This is a genomic window from Barnesiella sp. B2-R-119 (assembly GCF_023656675.1).
GTDB classification, from domain to species: Bacteria; Bacteroidota; Bacteroidia; order Bacteroidales; family Barnesiellaceae; genus Barnesiella; species Barnesiella intestinihominis.
Window position 1 is genome coordinate 18,612 of record NZ_JAMOKL010000004.1, and the last position, 19,009, is coordinate 37,620.

General features: G+C 44.5%; 14 protein-coding genes. 11 read left to right on the plus strand and 3 right to left on the minus strand.

The genetic code is table 11. From position 1 onward, the window contains the following. The first annotated feature begins 7 nt into the window (after positions 1-7). The 8 genes from NBH06_RS08505 to NBH06_RS08540 all read left to right on the plus strand — a co-directional run bounded on the left by NBH06_RS08505 (position 8) and on the right by NBH06_RS08540 (position 14,059). Positions 8-1,813 carry a RagB/SusD family nutrient uptake outer membrane protein gene (locus NBH06_RS08505; protein ID WP_250793805.1) on the plus strand — a complete coding sequence of 602 codons (1,806 nt, stop codon included), beginning with the start codon at positions 8-10 and terminating at the stop codon, positions 1,811-1,813. 179 nt (positions 1,814-1,992) lie between these two features. Continuing rightward, a complete protein-coding gene (locus NBH06_RS08510) occupies positions 1,993-3,291 on the plus strand; it encodes a T9SS type A sorting domain-containing protein (protein WP_250793807.1) in 1,299 nt (432 codons plus the stop codon). A gap of 1,132 nt (positions 3,292-4,423) precedes the next feature. Then, entirely contained in the window at positions 4,424-5,515 is a 1,092-nt protein-coding gene (locus tag NBH06_RS08515; protein ID WP_250793817.1) for an endonuclease/exonuclease/phosphatase family protein, read from the plus strand. Positions 5,516-5,620: 105 nt separating this feature from the next. Continuing rightward, positions 5,621-6,457, plus strand: a complete 837-nt coding sequence (locus NBH06_RS08520) for an endonuclease/exonuclease/phosphatase family protein (RefSeq protein WP_195634447.1) — start codon at positions 5,621-5,623, stop codon at positions 6,455-6,457. A gap of 25 nt (positions 6,458-6,482) precedes the next feature. Then, positions 6,483-8,678 (plus strand): alpha-N-acetylglucosaminidase, encoded by a 2,196-nt coding sequence (locus NBH06_RS08525; RefSeq protein WP_195634446.1) that lies wholly within the window; start codon positions 6,483-6,485, stop codon positions 8,676-8,678. Positions 8,679-8,758: 80 nt separating this feature from the next. Next, a complete protein-coding gene (locus NBH06_RS08530) occupies positions 8,759-11,341 on the plus strand; it encodes a glycoside hydrolase family 3 C-terminal domain-containing protein (RefSeq protein ID WP_250793819.1) in 2,583 nt (860 codons plus the stop codon). Between the two features lie 35 nt (positions 11,342-11,376). Beyond that, on the plus strand, positions 11,377-13,656 hold the full coding sequence (locus NBH06_RS08535; protein ID WP_250793821.1) for a family 20 glycosylhydrolase: 2,280 nt from the start codon (positions 11,377-11,379) through the stop codon (positions 13,654-13,656). 133 nt (positions 13,657-13,789) lie between these two features. After that, positions 13,790-14,059, plus strand: a complete 270-nt coding sequence (locus NBH06_RS08540) for a hypothetical protein (protein ID WP_250793823.1) — start codon at positions 13,790-13,792, stop codon at positions 14,057-14,059. A gap of 7 nt (positions 14,060-14,066) precedes the next feature. On the opposite strand, the gene NBH06_RS08545 is transcribed toward NBH06_RS08540, so the two are convergent. Further along, positions 14,067-14,360, minus strand: coding sequence for a hypothetical protein (locus tag NBH06_RS08545; protein ID WP_250793825.1), 294 nt, complete (start codon positions 14,358-14,360; stop codon positions 14,067-14,069). A gap of 232 nt (positions 14,361-14,592) precedes the next feature. On the opposite strand from NBH06_RS08545, the gene panB reads away from it, so the two are divergent. Then, on the plus strand, positions 14,593-15,411 hold the full coding sequence (gene panB / locus NBH06_RS08550; RefSeq protein WP_250793827.1) for a 3-methyl-2-oxobutanoate hydroxymethyltransferase: 819 nt from the start codon (positions 14,593-14,595) through the stop codon (positions 15,409-15,411). Between the two features lie 81 nt (positions 15,412-15,492). Beyond that, positions 15,493-16,545, plus strand: coding sequence for an acyltransferase (locus tag NBH06_RS08555; RefSeq protein ID WP_250793829.1), 1,053 nt, complete (start codon positions 15,493-15,495; stop codon positions 16,543-16,545). Positions 16,546-16,627: 82 nt separating this feature from the next. Here the strand turns inward: NBH06_RS08555 and mscL are convergent, their stop codons facing one another. Further along, complete coding sequence (gene mscL / locus NBH06_RS08560; RefSeq protein ID WP_250794220.1) at positions 16,628-17,071, minus strand: large-conductance mechanosensitive channel protein MscL; 444 nt, start codon at positions 17,069-17,071, stop codon at positions 16,628-16,630. Between the two features lie 324 nt (positions 17,072-17,395). Between mscL and gap the strand changes: the two genes are divergently transcribed. Further along, positions 17,396-18,406 (plus strand): type I glyceraldehyde-3-phosphate dehydrogenase, encoded by a 1,011-nt coding sequence (gap, locus tag NBH06_RS08565; protein ID WP_008863215.1) that lies wholly within the window; start codon positions 17,396-17,398, stop codon positions 18,404-18,406. 143 nt (positions 18,407-18,549) lie between these two features. Here the strand turns inward: gap and NBH06_RS08570 are convergent, their stop codons facing one another. After that, the gene (locus NBH06_RS08570) at positions 18,550-18,870 is read right to left on the minus strand and encodes a hypothetical protein (RefSeq protein ID WP_021892368.1); all 321 of its coding nucleotides are present in this window, start codon (positions 18,868-18,870) and stop codon (positions 18,550-18,552) included. Between the last annotated feature and the right edge of the window lie 139 nt (positions 18,871-19,009).

Consider the following 19,009-nt stretch of genomic DNA (forward strand, 5'->3'; position numbering starts at 1 on the left):
TATTCTCATGAAAAAGAACATTAAATATATAGTTGCGGCTGTTGCAGGTTTATGGTTGACCGGCTGTACCGACGACCTTGACCGCTTCCCGCTTTCTTCTCTTTCTCCCGAAACCTATTTCAACACAGAGGAAGAGTTGGAGACTTTCACGAACCATTTTTACAGCCAGTTCCCGGGAGCAGCGTCTGGTTACGGAGAATCCGAAGACATAGTTAACATCTTTACTCTACCCGCAACGACGATCGGGCTCACCCGCACAGTCCCCACCAAAGGAGGCGGCTGGAACTGGGACTACCTGCGTGAAATCAATCTCTATTTGAAATACTCCCATCGCTGTAACAACAAAATAGCTCGGGAGCACTACGATGGTATCGCACGTTTTTTCAGAGCCTATTTCTACTTCGAGAAAGTAAAAAGATTCGGCGATGTACCCTGGTATAACAAACCGTTGGAATCGAACGACCCCGACTTGAAAAAGCCTCGCGACTCCCGCCAACTCGTCATGGACTCGATCATGTCCGACATCGACTATGTGATCAACTACTGTGACGACAACTCCGAACTGTACCGCGTGACCAAATGGACGGCTATGGCCCTCAAATCGAGAATATGCCTGTTCGAAGGAACATTCCGTAAATACCATGGAATCGCAGGATACGAGACATTCCTCGAAGAATGCGCCACCATTTCCAAGCGGTTTATCGATGAGAGCCCTTACAGCATCTACACGTCGGGAGACAAACCCTATCGAGACCTTTTTGCCTCGATGAACGCCATACAACAAGAAGTTATATTGGCTCGTGACTACGACTACACAAAAGGTGTGAAGCACGAGGCTAATTACAACACCATGGCACAAACCTACGGACGTCCCGGCATGAACAAGAAAATCGTAAACAGCTACCTCATGACCAACGGTGACCGCTTCACCGACCAACCCGGCTATGAGACCATGCAATACTACGATGAAATGCAGAACCGCGACCCTCGCCTCACTCAAACCGTCGTAGGTCCGGGCTACATGCGTATCAATAGCGACAAAGTGGAATCGCCCAACTTCTCCTCGTCGACCACCGGATACCAAATCATCAAATGGGTAACCGATGCATCGGGCGACGGATACATGGGATCTTCCAACGACTACATTCTGTTCCGCGCCGCCGAAGTCTACTTGAACTACGCCGAAGCGAAAGCCGAGTTAGGAACCTTGACACAGGAAGACCTCGAAATCTCCATCAAGAAAATCCGCGACCGCGTGGGCATGCCCAACATCGACATGCTTGCCGCCAACGCAAACCCCGACCCCTATTTGTGCGCACCCGAGACCGGTTATAGAAATGTCACCGGCCCGAACAAAGGCGTGATCCTCGAAATACGTCGCGAACGCACCATCGAACTCTGCCTCGAAGGACACCGTTATTACGACATTATCCGATGGAAAGAAGGAAAAATGTTCGAGCAGCCTTTCCTCGGCATGTACTTCCCCGGTTTGACACAAGGATCGGGAGACAACCGCTACGACGTGTTCGACATGAACGATGGAATCGCAGGTGACAAAGAAAAAGTGGACATCTGCATCTACACAGGCAAAAAACCTTCGGTGAAGAACATTCGTAAATTCTACAAGCTGGGCGAAGAGTTCGTCTTGACCGATGGAGACAAAGGCAACATCATCTGCCACGACATCGAGAAAGAACCCCGCCAGTGGAACGAAGAAAGAGACTATTTCTTCCCGATACCCACCACCGAAAGATCGCTCACCAACGGAGCTTTAACACAGAACCCCGGTTGGAACGACGGGCTGGACTTCTAAGTGTATAACATGGAATACAGGTGCAGAAGCATAACTTCTGCACCTGCATTCTCTATCCAAATATAAAATTCACAATCTATTAAAAAAAATAGACCGACAGACTACCCTCTCGCAAAAAGCATCTGTCTTTATAATAAACACCCAAATATTAATTTATCATTAACTAAAAAATTCTAAGTATGGAAAAGTTTACTTTTTTAGGTAAGAAAGTCGCTCTGTCTGCTTTCTTATGTTGTTTTTCTTTGGTTGGCTTCGCCCAAGAAGATACTCAAACATTCAATTTCGACGCAACAGAAACCCAAGAGTATGCGGCATTCTTCAAACAACCCTCTGCCATTGAAGGAAAATGCAATGCCGAAGTAATGGGTATCGACATCAATCGCGAAGGATTCTCTTGGGACGACATGAACACGTGGAAAAACTCCGAGGGAAAAATTTGGCTTAGTTACAGCGATGGATATGTTGAAACCCTTTTTGGGGTATGTGCAAATGCCAGCGCTCCGTTCAATGGAAAAACGAGTTCTTTATCTTGGACAAACTCCGAAGGAGATAATAAATGGTATCCGGTACTGCCTGCCGTTAAAAATTTGAAAGGAAAATTCTCACTAACCAATTGTAAAGCTACCGTTGTCCACATCTCCAATACCCAATTGGATACTGTAAGAATCCAAATGACGAACGAAGACAAGGATTGCTATATGCACGTTCGTCGTAATTTAAACTGCAAACAATTGGATATGAGCGGATCCACTGGAAAATGTCGTCAATTGGCCGGTTACAGAAACGCATTCTCCGACGAGAACTCCCTCTTGTTCACAGATTGTCGTCCGGCCGAATTCCTCGATTGGTTGTTCAATATTGAAGACAATCACTACACATTCTCTACATTGCCGGTACACCCTACTACCGGAAAAGTATTAGGTAGCGGATACAAATTGCAATGGGAAGCTGCCGGCGGATATCCCATCGGACAGATGAATGCCGACGGTGAATACGAAATCGCCGTAGGAGAAGATATCGACCTTTCCAGCGAATATGACGTAGATGGTAATATCACGACCTACACATGGAAAAACATCGATGGAGAAGAAATTACGCCTCCCGATGCTTCCGACGGTTGGTTCTGCTTCGACGAATCGAACCTGAATCAAGAATACCGCTGTGAAATGACAAACGAAAAATACCCGGCTTTGGTATTAAAAACAGTATTCGTTAAAGTAGTCAGTGAATACACCTCTGGTATAAACAAGGTAGAAAACAACGGCATTGCAGTAGGACCGAATCCGGCAGCCGATTACATCACGGTGAAAGGCGAAGAAGTACAGAGCGTAGACATCTTCTCGCTTACGGGAGCTTGTGTAAAAAGCGTAAAAGACAATGTTCAAACTATCGAAATAGCAGACCTCGCACCCGGTATCTACACCATCAAAGTAGTAACCGCCAACGGTGAAAAGGTAGCCAAGTTTATTAAAAAGTAAGTAGAAAACAATTTTTTCTTCCAATAACAATAACCGGCAAGATATTTTCCATATCTTGCCGGTTTTCTTTTTCCCATAAAGAGACCGAACCGAACACAACACGGCTCAGCCGATAATTAGCGGGGAGTGTTCGTGTTTGTCCTGTATTTTTACTCGTTTTGTGAATTTTTTAATATAGTTCGTTGCGTTAGCGATATTAGGGGCTCAGTTGATAATTAGAAGCTGTTTTAAATTTATTCCGAGACAGATTGAGCCCTATGTTGAAGCAGATTGGAGTCCGAGATAGGCAGCCAATAGCGGGCTATTGACAAAAATCAAGGGATTCAAGATGCGAGACAGGGGCTCAACATGGCCGGAACCCACCTGCTTGCAATGATAATATTATTTCTCAATAAATTTAAAACAGCTTCTTAGTGGGGATCCTCCTTTTATACCTCTACCCCCTCAATCAAAGATTATATGATATTTTCAACCCCCTCGCCCTTCGGGCACTCCCCCTATCTCATCTGCGATGAGCAAAGGGAGAGGATTGAAAGTATCACTTTGAACCGTTTTATCCCTTCGGAGCTTTGTGGGGTATTCTCCTCCTCCCCTGCCGTGTCCCGTAGCATTACGGGGTGTTTTGCCCAGCAAAATATAGAGGAGGTGGCACGTAGTGACGGGAGGGTTAAATAATACCGGTAGCGGTAATGACAGAGGTAAGCCTCCTCTCCCCCTGCCGTATCCCGCAGCATGGCGGGGTATTCTGTATAAAATCGGAGCAAAGGCGAAAGAGGAATACATCTCAACCTCTCCCCCTGTGTTCCTGCAAGGAATATAGGGGGAGTGCCCGAAGGGCGAGGGGGTTAGAATACAAACAAAAGCACAAACCCCGATCTTTTTACCCCCTCTCATTCATTAACATTCAAGTCTATCCCCATGAATTTTCTACTGAACCCACAACACCAACAAAAACACAATACTTTCACCCAGCCATAGAACGCCAATAACGATTATTCCCCGATACGACCGACGGCTTCCTCTCAAAAAAAATAATTTGCAGACTACCCTTTTCCACTATATATTTGTCTTGTATATAAATAGCCGTAAGATTTTCGACAACACGTCGGCTTTCAAAACAAAAACATTTATCATGAAAAAAATTACTCTATTACTCGCGTTTTTTATCTGTCTGAACATCAGTTTGAACGCTCAGACATACCCCAAAAAAGAAAATGTCATTCGTCTGCTCACCTACAACACTCATTATTGCAAAGGAGGAAGCGACCCCGGCTCTATCGACGATTACAACACTCGGCGCCTTGCCTCGGTTATCGAAGCCCTCGACCCCGACGTAGTTGCCCTGCAAGAACTGGACAGCGCCATGAGCGATCGTAGAAGAAGAGATCTGTTAAAACAAATCTCCGAATTCACCGGACTCGATTATCAGCACTTCTTCGGAGGCTTAGCCCCCATCAATGGCGGTAAAGTAGGTCCGGGACTACTCTTTAAAAAAGATTTGGAAGTAGTAAAGAAAAAGATTATCCCGTTGGCAGGCGATGAAGCTCGTAGCGCAGTACGGGTGGATTTCGAGAAATTCACATTCATGGGAACCCACCTCGACCTGAACAATGCAAAAAGAACCCAAAGCGCAAGTACATTGGTCAATGAAACCGACTTTATCCATAAACCCTGTTTCCTCGCCGGCGATTTGAACGATTCTCACCGATGGGGCAACGGAGGAATCGCATTCCCCGTACTGGCCGATAAATTTTCTATCGTCAGCGATACGGAAGGTAACACCATTCCGGGTCGGACCGACAACGGGGCTCTCATCGATTATATCTTGTTCAAAGATTATAAAAACTCGGGAATTAAAATCGTTGAGACACACATTGTCCGCACATTGAAAGTAAACGGTTCGGTCATTGACTTGGGATCGATATCCGACCACTACCCCGTTTATGTAGACATCGAGATTCCCGGGCTAAGCGGAATCGAAAATGCCACCCGAAGCAATTCGATTCGAATATATCCCACCCAAGTACAAAACACATTAAACATTCAAAGCGAATCCCCCGTCAGAAAAATAAACATCTACTCGATGACCGGTCAAAAACAATTAGAGGCAAACAACCCCGGCACGGCATCGGTCGACATCTCCTCTTTATCGAACGGAATATACATCGTGGAAATTTTCGCAGATAACGGCACGGCATTCAAAGGAAAGATTATCAAGAGATAAGTCATTCTTATTAAACTTATTTATACAATTATCAAAGTCCATATCAATGAACTTCGAGTTCTTTTTATCCCTATAAAAACAGCCGACAAACACATAAAACACATCATGAAGAAAGCGATATTACTCTCCATTGTTTTGGCCGGGACATTGTTCTCGGTAAAACCGCAGTCCTATCCCAAAGCCCCGGGAGCAATCAGACTACTCACTTACAACACCCATTATTGCAAAGGAGGCTATGATCCGGGAGAAATCAACGAAGGCAACGTGAAAAAACTTGCACAAGTCATCAAAGCTCTGGATGCCGATGTCATCGCCTTGCAAGAATTGGACAGTGCCTCTCAAAGCCGTGGAAACCGTTATTTGCTGCGCGAAATAGCCGAACATACAGGAATCGAATATACCGATGTGTATGCCAATGCGGCTCGGTTTGACAAGAAGGGAAGCATCGGTTGCGGCGCATTGGTTAAAAAAAATCTGCCGATTGTCAGCCGGTACATCGCTTATCTCCCGGGAGACGAGCCGAGAGCGGCCATTCAACTGGAACTCGAAAAATTTGTATTCATCGCCACACATTCCGACCTCAATAACGAAAAACGCAGACAAGGAACTAAAATCATTTGCAACGACTCCCGCGAAATGAAAAAACCCGTATTCGTGGCCGGAGACCTCAACGACTCTTTCCGCTGGTCGCGAAGCAATGTATCTTTTCCTCTATACCAAAAAGATTTTATCATTGCAAGCGACACGGTCGGCAACACGATCCCCGGAAGAACCGACAACGGCGCATTGATCGACTTCATTTTATTGAGCAAAAAAGGGAAGAATAAGATAAAGATAGTCGGCAGCAAAATCGTGCGAGAAATAAATATCGAGGGAAAAACGATAGATTTGGGTGAAATTTCGGACCACTATCCTGTATTCACAGACATTATATGTAAATAAATTTAATTGAAACTTTCATAAAGCCATGTCAAGACACTGTTTCTTATTCATAGGACTCATAGCCTTATGTATTACCTCTTGCTCCCGGACTCCGGAATACACCGACTCTGCCGCCCGGCTCGCCGGACGCATTGTGCCATCGCACTCCGATGATTTCATCTTTACGCTCGTTCCTGCCGAAAAAGATTTCTTCGAACTAAGGCAGAATGGCGATAAAATAGAGATACAAGGGAATAACGGAATCTCTATGGCACGCGGACTAAACCACTATCTGCGCCACTATTGCCATGCCTCTGTTTCTTGGTGTGGCGATAATCTGGCTTCCATACCCGACACACTGCCCGCAGTCGGTGAACCGGTTCATATCGAAGCCTCTCAACCCCTGCGGTATTATCTGAATTATTGCACATATAGCTACTCTATGGCTTTTTGGGGGTGGGAAGAATGGGAAAAAGAAATAGACCGCATGGCCCTGCAAGGTGTCAATCTCCCTCTCATGGCTGTCAACAGCCAGTACGCCGTTTGGCAAAATACGCTCAAAAGACTGGGATATAACGAAAAAGAAATATCGGAATTCCTTCCCGGAGCCGGCTATGAAGCGTGGTGGCTCATGGGTAATCTCGAAGGCTTCGGTGGCCCCGTTTCCCAAAAATTCATAGACCGGCAAACCGACCTCCAACAAAAAATGCTGCGTCGCATGAGAGAGTTGGGTATGGCTCCCGTCTTTCAAGGATTCTATGGCATGGTTCCCAACAGTTTGAAAGAAAAATTCCCCGAAGCCAACATCAAGGAACAAGGTGAATGGCAAACCTATCAGCGTCCTGCGTTCTTAGACCCGAACGATCCCCTTTTCGATAAAATCGCCGACATATACTACGACGAACAGGAAAAACTGTTCGGTAAAGCCGTCTATTTCGCCGGAGACCCATTCCACGAAGGAGGTCAGTCGGAAGGTATCGATGTAAAAGCCGCGGCTAAAAAAATACTGCAAGCCATGAGACGCAAAACCCCGGAAGCTATATGGATCATACAAGGCTGGCAACGTAACCCCATGCGCGACCTATTGGAAGGGCTGGAACATGGCGAGGCCATCATTCTCGACCTCATGGCATGCGAGCGTCCCCAATGGGGCGGCATAAAAAACTCGTTGTTTTATAAAGCCGAAGGACACATGCACCACGACTGGATTTGGTGCGCACTGCCCAATTTCGGCGGGAAAACAGGGCTGCATGGCAAAATGAGCAGTTATGCCTCTGGTGTAGTCTTTGCCAAAAACCACCCGTTGGGAAAAAACCTATGTGGAATAGGAACAGCTCCCGAGGGAATCGGTACGATTCCCGTCGTATATGACATGGTATACGACATAGCTTGGAGAGAAGATAGCATCGATATAAAAGACTGGGTGAACCAATATACGCAATATCGGTACGGTAAAGCCGATCCAAACTGCAATCGAGCTTGGGAAATTCTGTCGAAAACCATTTACGAATGTCACAATGAAATAGGAGGGCCCGTCGAATCTTATATATGTGCACGCCCCTCCGATACAATCAAACACGCCTCGTCATGGGGTACTGCCGAGATTTTCTATGATCCCGCAGAAATCGTTACAGCATGGGAATGCATGTATAATGTCCGACACGAATTCGCACAATCCGAAACCTATCAATATGATTTGGTAGATCTCACACGACAAGTTTTGGGTGACTACGCAAAATATCTTCACAAACAGGCTGTAAACGCCTTTTATCGAAACGATTTAAAAGGATTTCAAACCTATTCCTCCAAATTCCTCGCTCTCATTCGAGACGAAGACAAACTGCTGTCCACCCGCAAAGAGTTCAATGTAGGAACATGGATAAACCAAGCACGCAACGCCGCTTGTACGCCTCAGGAACAGGAGCGTTTCGTTGCAAACGCAAAAAGACAAATTACCACTTGGACAAACCACGACTCAAAACTCCATGATTACGCCCTTAAAGAATGGAGCGGGTTGATGAGAGACATGTATCTGCCTCGTTGGGAAGCATGGGTCGACTACAAACTGGCTCTATTGAGAGGAGAAACCGCACAAGAACCCGATTATTTCCAAATCGAAAAAAATTGGGTCGACTCCGATACACGCTACGATAGTACCTCTACCGGAAATGCGATTTCTGCTGTCGAAGAAATCTATAAAAAATACTTCATCGAATTACAACAAACCTATAAAAACATTTAAATATCCCGGTTCTCCTATGTAAAAAAGCCTATGTCGGTTGTCTTTTTACAGAAACAGAATCCTTAAAAACATACCACATTATGCGACACAAAATTTTTATAGCCTTTTTATCCCTTCTCACCGCCACATCGACCCTCGATATGGCAAAAGCCCAATCCCTGCCATACAAAAACAAAAATCTCCCCATCGAGGAACGCGTAGAAGACTTGCTGAACCGCATGACTGTCGATGAAAAAATCGCACAAATACGGCACATACACTCTTCGAAAATTTTTAACAGGCAAGAGCTCGATATGAAAAAACTGACCGATTGGGCAGGTAATACTTCATGGGGATTTGTCGAAGGCTTTCCCCTCACCGGCGACAATTGCGCTAAAAGCATGTATCTCATTCAAAAATACATGGTAGAAAAAACCCGGTTGGGAATACCCATCTTCACGGTTGCAGAATCTCTGCACGGTGCTGTGCACGACGGAGCCACCATATATCCCCAAAACATCGCTTTGGGGAGCACCTTTAATCCCGAACTGGCACGAAAGAAAACGCAAATGATTTCCGACGATCTCCACAGCATGGGATTTCGACAAGTTCTATCCCCCTGTATAGACGTAGTACGCGATTTACGTTGGGGACGGGTCGAAGAGTCCTATGGGGAAGACCCATATCTATGCGGCCTTTTCGGCATCGAGGAGGTTTCGGGGTATCTCGAAAACGGCATATCGCCCATGTTGAAGCATTACGGCCCGCACGGCAACCCGTTGAGCGGATTAAATTTAGCCTCGGTAGAATGCGGATTGCGAGATTTGCACGAAATCTATCTCAAACCGTTCGAAATGGTTGTTAAAAACACCGGAATATTGGCAGTCATGTCAACCTATAACTCTTGGAACCATATACCCAACTCAGCATCACATTATCTGCTTACCGATATACTTCGTGACGAATGGGGCTTCAAAGGATATGTATATTCCGACTGGGGTGCTATCGAAATGCTCAAAACATTGCATTTCACAGCCCGCAACTCCTCTGAGGCCGCCATTCAAGCCATTTCCGCCGGGCTCGATGCCGAGGCATCGAGCAAATGCTATCCCTTCCTGAAAGGATTGATCGAAAAAGGCCAGTTCGATGAAAAAATTCTCGACACGGCCGTCCGCCGGGTTTTATTCGCAAAATTCGCTATGGGACTCTTTGAAGACCCTTACGGAAAAACCTTCAAAAACCGTAAACGACACTCCCCGGAAAGCGTCAAACTCGCCAAAACGATTGCCGACGAATCGACCGTCCTGCTGAAAAACGAAAACCAGTTACTGCCGCTCGATGCCAAAAGCCTGAAATCGATCGCCATTATCGGGCCCAATGCCGACCAAGTCCAATTCGGAGATTACACTTGGAGCCGCAACAACAAAGACGGTGTCACCCCGCTACAAGGTATCAAGAACCGGGTAAACAAAAACACCGCCATACACTACGCCAAAGGTTGCAGTCTCACATCATTGGACACATCGGGAATAGCCGAAGCGGTCGAAGCCGCCAAAAACAGCGAAGTAGCCGTAATTTTCGGCGGTAGCGCCAGTGCCGCTTTGGCCCGTGACTACAAAAGCTCCACTTGCGGAGAAGGGTTCGACCTGAACGATTTGAACCTCACGGGCGCGCAATCGCAACTAATACGCGAAGTATATCAAACCGGCACTCCCGTCATACTTGTATTGGTAACAGGAAAACCTTTTGTCATAGAATGGGAAAAGAACAATTTGCCCGCTATACTCGTCCAATGGTATGCCGGTGAACAAGCCGGAAACTCCATTGCCGATATCCTATTCGGAGAAGTCGTTCCTTCGGGAAGACTCACTTTCTCTTTCCCTCGCAGCACCGGACATTTGCCTGTCTACTACAACTATCTGCCGTCCGACCGTGGATTCTACAAAAACCCCGGAAGCTACGACTCACCCGGACGGGACTATGTTTTCTCGGCTCCTTCGGCTCTATATAGTTTCGGATACGGACTTTCCTACACCTCGTTCGTTTATAAGAATCTCTCCACCGACAAAGACAAATACGAATTGAACGACACGATACACGCCACAGTAGAAGTAAAAAATACGGGGAAATACACCGGTAAAGAAGTAGTTCAATTATATGTCCGAGACAAAGCCAGTACCTATGTGACACCGGTAAAACAACTGCGCGACTTCAAAAAAATAGAATTAGCGCCCGGTGAAACCCGCACCGTACAACTTCAAGTACCCATCTCCGATCTCTATTTGGTCGACGAGAAAAACCAACGCTTCGTCGAAGCCGGCGAGTTCATTTTGGAAGTAGGACAAGCATCGAATAATATCATTTTGTCGAAAACTATCGTGGCGGGAGAACCATCGACGATCGGGAATGACGAAATCGTAAAACCTAAAAACAAAAAAAGTTCCCGCCAAATGGAAGTGAAAGGAGAAGTGCGTGACGTGCAGGCTACCCTCGTTCCCGATATGCAGATTATTGAAAAAAGCACCGGAGAAACCATTGCTGTTACCGACGCAAAAGGTCAGTTCAAATTCACTACCGGCAATCACGAATATCTCATCTTCAAAAAATCGGGATACCAAACTGTCGAAATAGAAGTAAACAACATGAATGTAATCAACATTACTGTAAACTACGGAGAAAACTAACGACCCTATTATTCATCTCATAAAAATTATTTATAATGAAAAGAGCTCTTTCTATTTCTTGCCTATGGATTTGTCTTCTCGTCCTATCGAGTTCTGTAATCATGGGTCAAGACAACCATTTGGACATCACTCCCACTCCCCAAAGTTTGGTTCAGAAAAACGGACATTTTACTTTAAATTCCAAAACCTCTTTTGCCATTGGGAAAAACCAAAGAGCTGATTTAAAAAAAGTAGCGGCCTATTTCCAGTCAAAAATCCTATACTCCACAGGATACAATCTAAATATAAAAAACAGCGGAAGCTCAAACGCTATCAGTCTGCAAATAGACAAGTCACTAAAAATAGGGAACGAAGGCTACCAACTGACAGTAACCCCCAAAAAGGTAATTGTCAAAGCCAAAACTCCGCAAGGAATCTTTTATGGCATGCAATCGGTTATGCAGTTGCTTCCTCCCCAAATCGAGAGCGAAACGATTATCGATAACGTAGCATGGGAAATCCCTTGTGTGGAAATCAAAGATGAACCCGCCTATGGATACCGAGGTATGATGCTCGACGTATGTCGCCACTTCCACGACGTGGAATTTGTAAAAAAACAACTCGACATCATGGCCATGTTCAAAATGAATTATTTCCATTGGCACTTGACCGACGACCATCTGTGGACCATAGAAATAAAAAAATATCCCCGTCTCGCCGAGGTTGGCTCTGTACGCCGGAATGCCGATGGAAGCATACATCGGGGCTTCTACACACAGGAACAAATCAAAGAAGTCGTTGCTTACGCAGCAGAGCGGTACATTACCGTTATCCCCGAAGTAGAACTTCCCGGACATGCACTTGCCGCTTTGACCGCATACCCCGAATATTCATGTACAGGAGGCCCGTTTGAACTACGCAACAAATGGGGCGTGGAAGACAACGTATATTGCGCCGGGAATGACAAAACTTTTGAATTCTTACAAGACATTCTCGAAGAAGTCATTCCTCTGTTTCCCGGCAAATTCTTCCATATCGGCGGTGACGAATGCCCCAAAGTAAGATGGAACGAATGCCCCAAATGCCAGAAAAGAATCAAAGACGAAAACCTGAAAGATGCCCACGAACTGCAAAGCTATTTCATTCACCGTATCGAAAAGATAATCCTTGCTCATGGAAAATCGATGATCGGCTGGGACGAAATTCTCGAAGGAGGACTGGCTCCATCAGCAACTGTGATGTCTTGGAGAGGTGAAGAAGGAGGCATTGCCGCCGCTTCTATGGGACACGATGTTATCATGACACCCTCCAAATGGATGTATATGGATCATGGACAAGGAGCCGTCGAAGCCGAACCCATTGCCATTAAATTCGGACTGCCTCTCGAAAAAACTTATAGCTACGACCCCAAATCTCCAAAAATTCCAGAAAATTTGCGGCACCACGTTTTAGGAGCACAATGCAACATGTGGACCGAATATGCCGTAACCCCCGAGTATACCGAATACCTGTTATATCCCCGCATGCTGGCTTTGGCAGAATTGGATTGGACACCCAAAGAGAAAAAAGATTACAACTCTTTCACTCGTCGGCTCGACAATCAATTGATCCGACTCGATATGCACCACATCAACTACCACATACCCATGCCCGAAGGCCCTATGGCCGACCGTATTGCATATACCGAAAATACCACGCTGACATTCCAAAACAGCCGCAACTATCCTATGGTATATACGACCGATGGAAGTGAGCCTCAAACAAGTTCGACAAAATACGAAAATCCGTTACATATCAATAAAGATGTAACAGTCAAAATAGCCACTATGCTCCCCTCAGGGAAATTAAGTCCGGTACGCTCTATCGAAGTAGTTCGCGAAAAGCTCATGCCGGCTACCGAAAAAAGCACCCAACCCGGTATCGAGTTGAGACGTACCGAGGGAAACCTCTATTTTGTAAAAGACCTCGATGGAGCGCATTGGAGTGCACCGAAGATTGTCAAAGATTTTGAATTCAAACCGGATATCGAAGACAAAGGAGCATACTGCTACACCGGCTACTTCGAAGTTCCCGCCGATGGCATATACTATTTTTCCTCCGAAATGGACGAACTGAGAATAGACGGAAAGGTCATCATCAGTAACGACGGTAAACTCATACGCCATTCTCGCACACGTAATTCCATCGCTTTGCAAAAAGGCAAACATGCATTCCAGCTACTGATGATTAACAACAACATCGGCGGCTATCTGCGCACATGGAACAACAAAGGCTTTATCTGGGCTCCCGAAGGGAACGAATTAGAACTACCCAAACCCGAAAAACTAACCCATTAATCAAAGATGCAAATTGAAACAACGGGGAAGTCCTGCTCTTAGGACTTCCCCGTTGTCACATTATCCATACGTCAACAAGTATATTTGTTTCTGCCCTCGGTTTACACTATCTTTGCCCAAAAGAAAACAGCAAATGGACTCAGAAAAAATAAACCGGCTCATCGCAGAAAACAACTTGGAAAAAGCTCTTGCATACATCGACGAATGGCTCTCGACCCACTCGAAAGACGACAAGGCATACTACTTGAAAGGACTGGTCTCTTGGAAACAAGGAAACTGGAAACTCACAATCGAAAATTATCTGAAAGCCATAGAAATCAATCCAGAAAGCCCGGCCAAACAAGCCTATGAAATGGTAATGGACATTATCAATTTTTCCAACCCCGATCTATACAATCCGTAATCACAAATTACAAAATCAAAACAAACAAGGCCAAATACACCAGCATTTGCAAGCCCTGTAAAATCCACGAAATCTCTCGTCGGGTACTATACACCCGATAACTAATCCACGTAGACAAAACCACATACAAAGGCAACAACATGACCAAAGCCCAAGGCAAAGCATCGCCAGCGGCTTTTTCGACAAATACAAACGTTACCCGGCTCATCAACCACGGCCACGCAAAAACCGGCAAAGCCGTTATAAGGATTAAAATCTTGAACCAACCGGGAACTTCCCGAGACGACTTTTCTTTCTCCATACTATCAACACTCATTCAAACAAGCAGAATCGACCGGCTGTAATCACAGAAAAACCGCAATCATATCTGCACGATCTGTGTTACCGCCTCCGGGTGCAAAGAGGATCGCCCCGTACAATCAATCCATTCTACACTTTATGCAAATATACAGAAAACAAGATTGAAAAATGAAAAAGGTTGCAATATAAAAATTTGAGTGTACCTTTGTCCCGAAATTCAAACAATCAAAATTATGTCTACATATACCGAAGATACTCGTAAAGTAACGACTCACCGCCTGATGGAAATGAAACTCCGCGGCGAAAAAATTTCGATGTTAACCGCCTATGACTTTTCAATGGCGACTCTTATAGACCAAGCCGGAATCGATGTCATTCTGGTAGGCGACTCGGCATCCAATGTAATGGCCGGAAATGTAACGACTTTACCTATTACTCTCGACCAAATGATTTATCATGGGAAGTCGGTTGTCCGAGCCGTTAAACGTGCCTTAGTCGTCGTCGATATGCCATTCGGCTCCTATCAGGGCAACTCCAAAGAAGCTGTTGCCTCGGCAATCAGAATCATGAAAGAAACGCATGCCGACTGTGTAAAGATGGAAGGCGGAGCCGAAATCCGTGAATCTATCGAGCGCATACTCAGTGCCGGGATACCCGTTATGGGGCATTTAGGTCTGACTCCGCAATCCATTAACAAATTCGGTACATATACCGTCCGTGCTCGTGAAGAGGCAGAAGCTAATAAACTCATCGAGGATGCTCATCTTCTCGAAGAGATAGGGTGTTTCAGCCTCGTTCTCGAAAAGATTCCGGCAACATTGGCCACCCGGGTAGCTCAGGAAGTAACCATTCCGGTCATCGGTATCGGAGCCGGTGGTGGTGTAGACGGACAAGTCCTCGTCATGCACGACATGTTGGGCATCAACAAAGGTTTTTCCCCACGGTTCCTTCGTCGATACGCCGATTTAAGTACAACGATCACCGAAGCGGTACAGGCCTACGTAAAAGACGTGAAAACACAAGATTTTCCCAACGAAAAAGAACAATACTAACTACTGTCATTGGAGATAAACTACGTTTCAACTAATTATTCAATAAAATTCATCACCAACATTTCATAAACAATTATTTTCATGATTAAGAATCGCAATTATTCGCTCGATTTATTGAGAGTTATTGCCTGTTACTTGGTCATTCAACAACATGCCAGCGAATTTTACTATATAGGAGAAGGAGGAACGGTTGTTACCGGAGACAATACTTTTTGGATTGGCATCATAACCACATTATGCCGATCATCTGTACCTCTATTCGTCATGCTGTCGGGATTCTTGTTACTCCCTATGCAAGACAAAATTTCCACATTTTTTCGCAAACGTTTCACCCGAATCATATATCCATTCATCGCATGGTGTGTATTATATGCCGGATACTACGTGTTAAGCCGTGGGGATTCTTTTAGCCAAATGGCACTTAATATTTTACACATTCCCGTGAACTTCGGGTGTGAAATAGGCCATTTATGGTATATTTACATGTTAATCGGGCTCTATCTGGTAACCCCGATTATTTCCCCTTGGTTACAACAAGCATCTAAACGAGAATTGGAAGGATATCTCGGCTTGTGGATAATCACAACTTTTATCCCGTATATTCATTTAGTTTATCCCGAAGTGCTTGGCGAAGCATTCTGGAACGACACACCGTTGCTCTATTACTTCACGGGATTCATCGGATACTTCATTTTAGGATATTATTTGAAAAGATTCGGCTATCCTTCTGCGGCATTATCTTGGATAATACTCATAGGCGGTTTCGCTCTCTCGGCCGGGATTTTCTGTTCACGTATCGATACGGTTCCCACTGTGCCCGAATTGGAGCTTAGTTGGGGATTCTGTACGGTAAATGTATTCCTGATGACATTAGGCCTCTTCTCTCTAATCGGCCGATTATCTTTAAAAGGGAAAAATGCAGCCTGCAAACTGCTGTCGGATATATCGATAAAAAGCTATGGAATGTACTTAGCCCACATTCTGTTTCTAAATTTCTATTATGGACTATTCAAGTCTATCTCGGATGCGGCCTATGTCACAATTCCCTTGATCGCCGTGTGTACATTTATTACGGTTTACATATTCGTATATTTGTTATCCTACCTGCCCAAAAGCAAGTATATCATAGGATAATTTATAAAACCTGTCATCAATAATAATGCCGCTTCTGATAAGAAAGCGGCATTATTATTTTTCGCAGAGAACGAGCTCCTTCTCATTCTTCGTTTTTCTTTAACAAGTCCCGAATTTCCGACAACAATTTCACCTCTTCGGAAGGAGCCGGGGCAGGAGCAGGAGCAGGAGCCGTTTGTTCTTCCTTTTTCTTTTCCGTTAACTTCGTCAAAAGTCGAATAAACAAGAAAATAGAAAAAGCAATAATCAAAAAGTCGAAGGTTGCTTGTAAAAAATTACCATAATTAAGTGTAACCGCAGCCTGTTCTACCCCATCGACTACTTCAGGCCCTTTCATCACCCATTTTAAATCTGTAAAGTTGACACCGCCGATCAGTAACCCGAGAGGTGGCATGATGATATCGGCGACAACCGAAGATACGATTTTTCCAAAAGCGCCACCGATAATTACACCGACAGCCATGTCGATGACATTGCCTCGCATGGCAAATTTTTTAAAGTCTGCTAAAAATGAACTTTTCATAATAGTACGAGTTATTAATATTAGATAGATTACTCAAACTCAACACAATGCAAATAAAGAAATTTTTCTTTTATTTTCACATTCACATACATTGTATTCAAAAAAAATATTTACCTTTGCATCGCAATTTTAGGAACAAAATATACTTGTATGAAATACAAAATTGCCTTTTTGATTGCGCTGCTTGCTTTGATGAGTTGTTGTGCGACACCTTGTGGTTGTTAAACAATATTACAAATGTAAATGTTTTTAAGAAAGCAGAACAAAAAAAGAAGAAAAAAGTAAGATGTTATTTTTTATTCAATAAACACTTAAAGTTTTATTACAATGATTAAAGTAGGTATCAATGGTTTTGGCCGCATCGGACGTTTCGTTTTCCGTGCAGCACAAACAAGAAACGACATCCAAATCGTAGGTATTAACGACCTTTGCCCGGTTGACTATTTGGCATACATGTTGAAATATGACACTATGCACGGACAATTCGATGGAACTATCGAAGCGAATGTTGAAAAAAGTCAATTGATTGTAAACGGAAAAACTATTCGTGTTACAGCCGAAAAAAATCCTGCCGATTTGAAATGGAATGAAGTAGGTGCTGAATATGTTGTAGAATCTACCGGTCTTTTCTTGACCAAAGAAAAAGCTCAAGCTCATATCGAAGCCGGTGCTAAATACGTAGTTATGTCCGCTCCTTCCAAAGACGATACTCCTATGTTCGTTTGCGGTGTTAACGAAAATACTTACGTTAAAGGTACTCAATTCGTTTCCAATGCTTCTTGTACAACCAACTGCTTGGCTCCTATCGCCAAAGTATTGAACGACAAATTCGGTATTCTCGATGGTTTGATGACTACCGTTCACTCTACTACCGCTACTCAAAAAACGGTTGACGGTCCTTCTATGAAAGACTGGCGTGGTGGTCGTGCCGCTTCTGGCAACATCATTCCTTCTTCTACGGGAGCTGCCAAAGCCGTAGGAAAAGTAATCCCCACTTTGAACGGAAAATTGACAGGTATGTCTATGCGTGTTCCGACTTTGGACGTTTCGGTTGTCGATTTAACAGTTAACTTGGCTAAACCGGCTACTTATGCAGAAATCTGCGCTGCTATGAAAGAGGCTTCCGAAGGCGAATTGAAAGGCATTCTCGGTTATACCGAAGACGCTGTTGTATCTTCTGACTTCTTGGGTGATACTCGCACTTCTATTTTCGACGCAAAAGCTGGTATAGCTCTGACCGACACATTCGTAAAAGTCGTTTCTTGGTATGACAACGAAATCGGTTATTCTAACAAAGTACTCGATTTGATTGCCCACATGGCAAAAGTTAACGGATAATTCTATTTCTCCGATAAAAAAGAAAAAGGCTGAACAGTTTGTTCAGCCTTTTTCTTTAATCCGACAGGTACACCCTCGTCATATACCCCGAAAGTATCCTTCTTATACCACGCCACACCTTTCGGATCACCCCTCTGTTTATATCATACATATATAACACCGTAACTATCCAAAAAGTTATTCAGCACAGGCAAAATCTCGCCGATGGCCTTTCCCATATTTCCAATAATTCTTACCGGCATATCGGTATATTGAGGCTCTATACCGCACATCATCGACACCGCTTTATGTTCTCTTTCCACTAATTCGATTTCACACATCAACATATAAGCCACTCCGTCGAACTCTATTTCATTCTCATACCTCACCCTCTTTCGTGGCGAATTTTCCCGTTCATAAGCTACCAACCAATGTGCTGCCGCTAATGATGCCAAAGCCGGAGCTTCCCATTCAATCGTTCTCATAACTTCTCCTATTCTGTTAGCACACTTCCATCAGGGTATATTCACACTGCATTTACCCGTTTTGTCTGTGTATCTCCTCCTTTTGTTTACAATTTTTATAGGCAATATACCCCGATGGAACATGGCTAACTATGTTAAT

Coding starts and splice junctions, on each gene's coding strand:
- NBH06_RS08505 (WP_250793805.1), top strand. CDS start 8: ATGAAAAAGAACATTAAATATATAGTTGCGGCTGTTGCAGGTTTATGG.
- NBH06_RS08510 (WP_250793807.1), top strand. CDS start 1,993: ATGGAAAAGTTTACTTTTTTAGGTAAGAAAGTCGCTCTGTCTGCTTTC.
- NBH06_RS08515 (WP_250793817.1), top strand. CDS start 4,424: ATGAAAAAAATTACTCTATTACTCGCGTTTTTTATCTGTCTGAACATC.
- NBH06_RS08520 (WP_195634447.1), top strand. CDS start 5,621: ATGAAGAAAGCGATATTACTCTCCATTGTTTTGGCCGGGACATTGTTC.
- NBH06_RS08525 (WP_195634446.1), top strand. CDS start 6,483: ATGTCAAGACACTGTTTCTTATTCATAGGACTCATAGCCTTATGTATT.
- NBH06_RS08530 (WP_250793819.1), top strand. CDS start 8,759: ATGCGACACAAAATTTTTATAGCCTTTTTATCCCTTCTCACCGCCACA.
- NBH06_RS08535 (WP_250793821.1), top strand. CDS start 11,377: ATGAAAAGAGCTCTTTCTATTTCTTGCCTATGGATTTGTCTTCTCGTC.
- NBH06_RS08540 (WP_250793823.1), top strand. CDS start 13,790: ATGGACTCAGAAAAAATAAACCGGCTCATCGCAGAAAACAACTTGGAA.
- NBH06_RS08545 (WP_250793825.1), bottom strand. CDS start 14,360: ATGGAGAAAGAAAAGTCGTCTCGGGAAGTTCCCGGTTGGTTCAAGATT.
- panB (WP_250793827.1), top strand. CDS start 14,593: ATGTCTACATATACCGAAGATACTCGTAAAGTAACGACTCACCGCCTG.
- NBH06_RS08555 (WP_250793829.1), top strand. CDS start 15,493: ATGATTAAGAATCGCAATTATTCGCTCGATTTATTGAGAGTTATTGCC.
- gap (WP_008863215.1), top strand. CDS start 17,396: ATGATTAAAGTAGGTATCAATGGTTTTGGCCGCATCGGACGTTTCGTT.
- NBH06_RS08570 (WP_021892368.1), bottom strand. CDS start 18,870: ATGAGAACGATTGAATGGGAAGCTCCGGCTTTGGCATCATTAGCGGCA.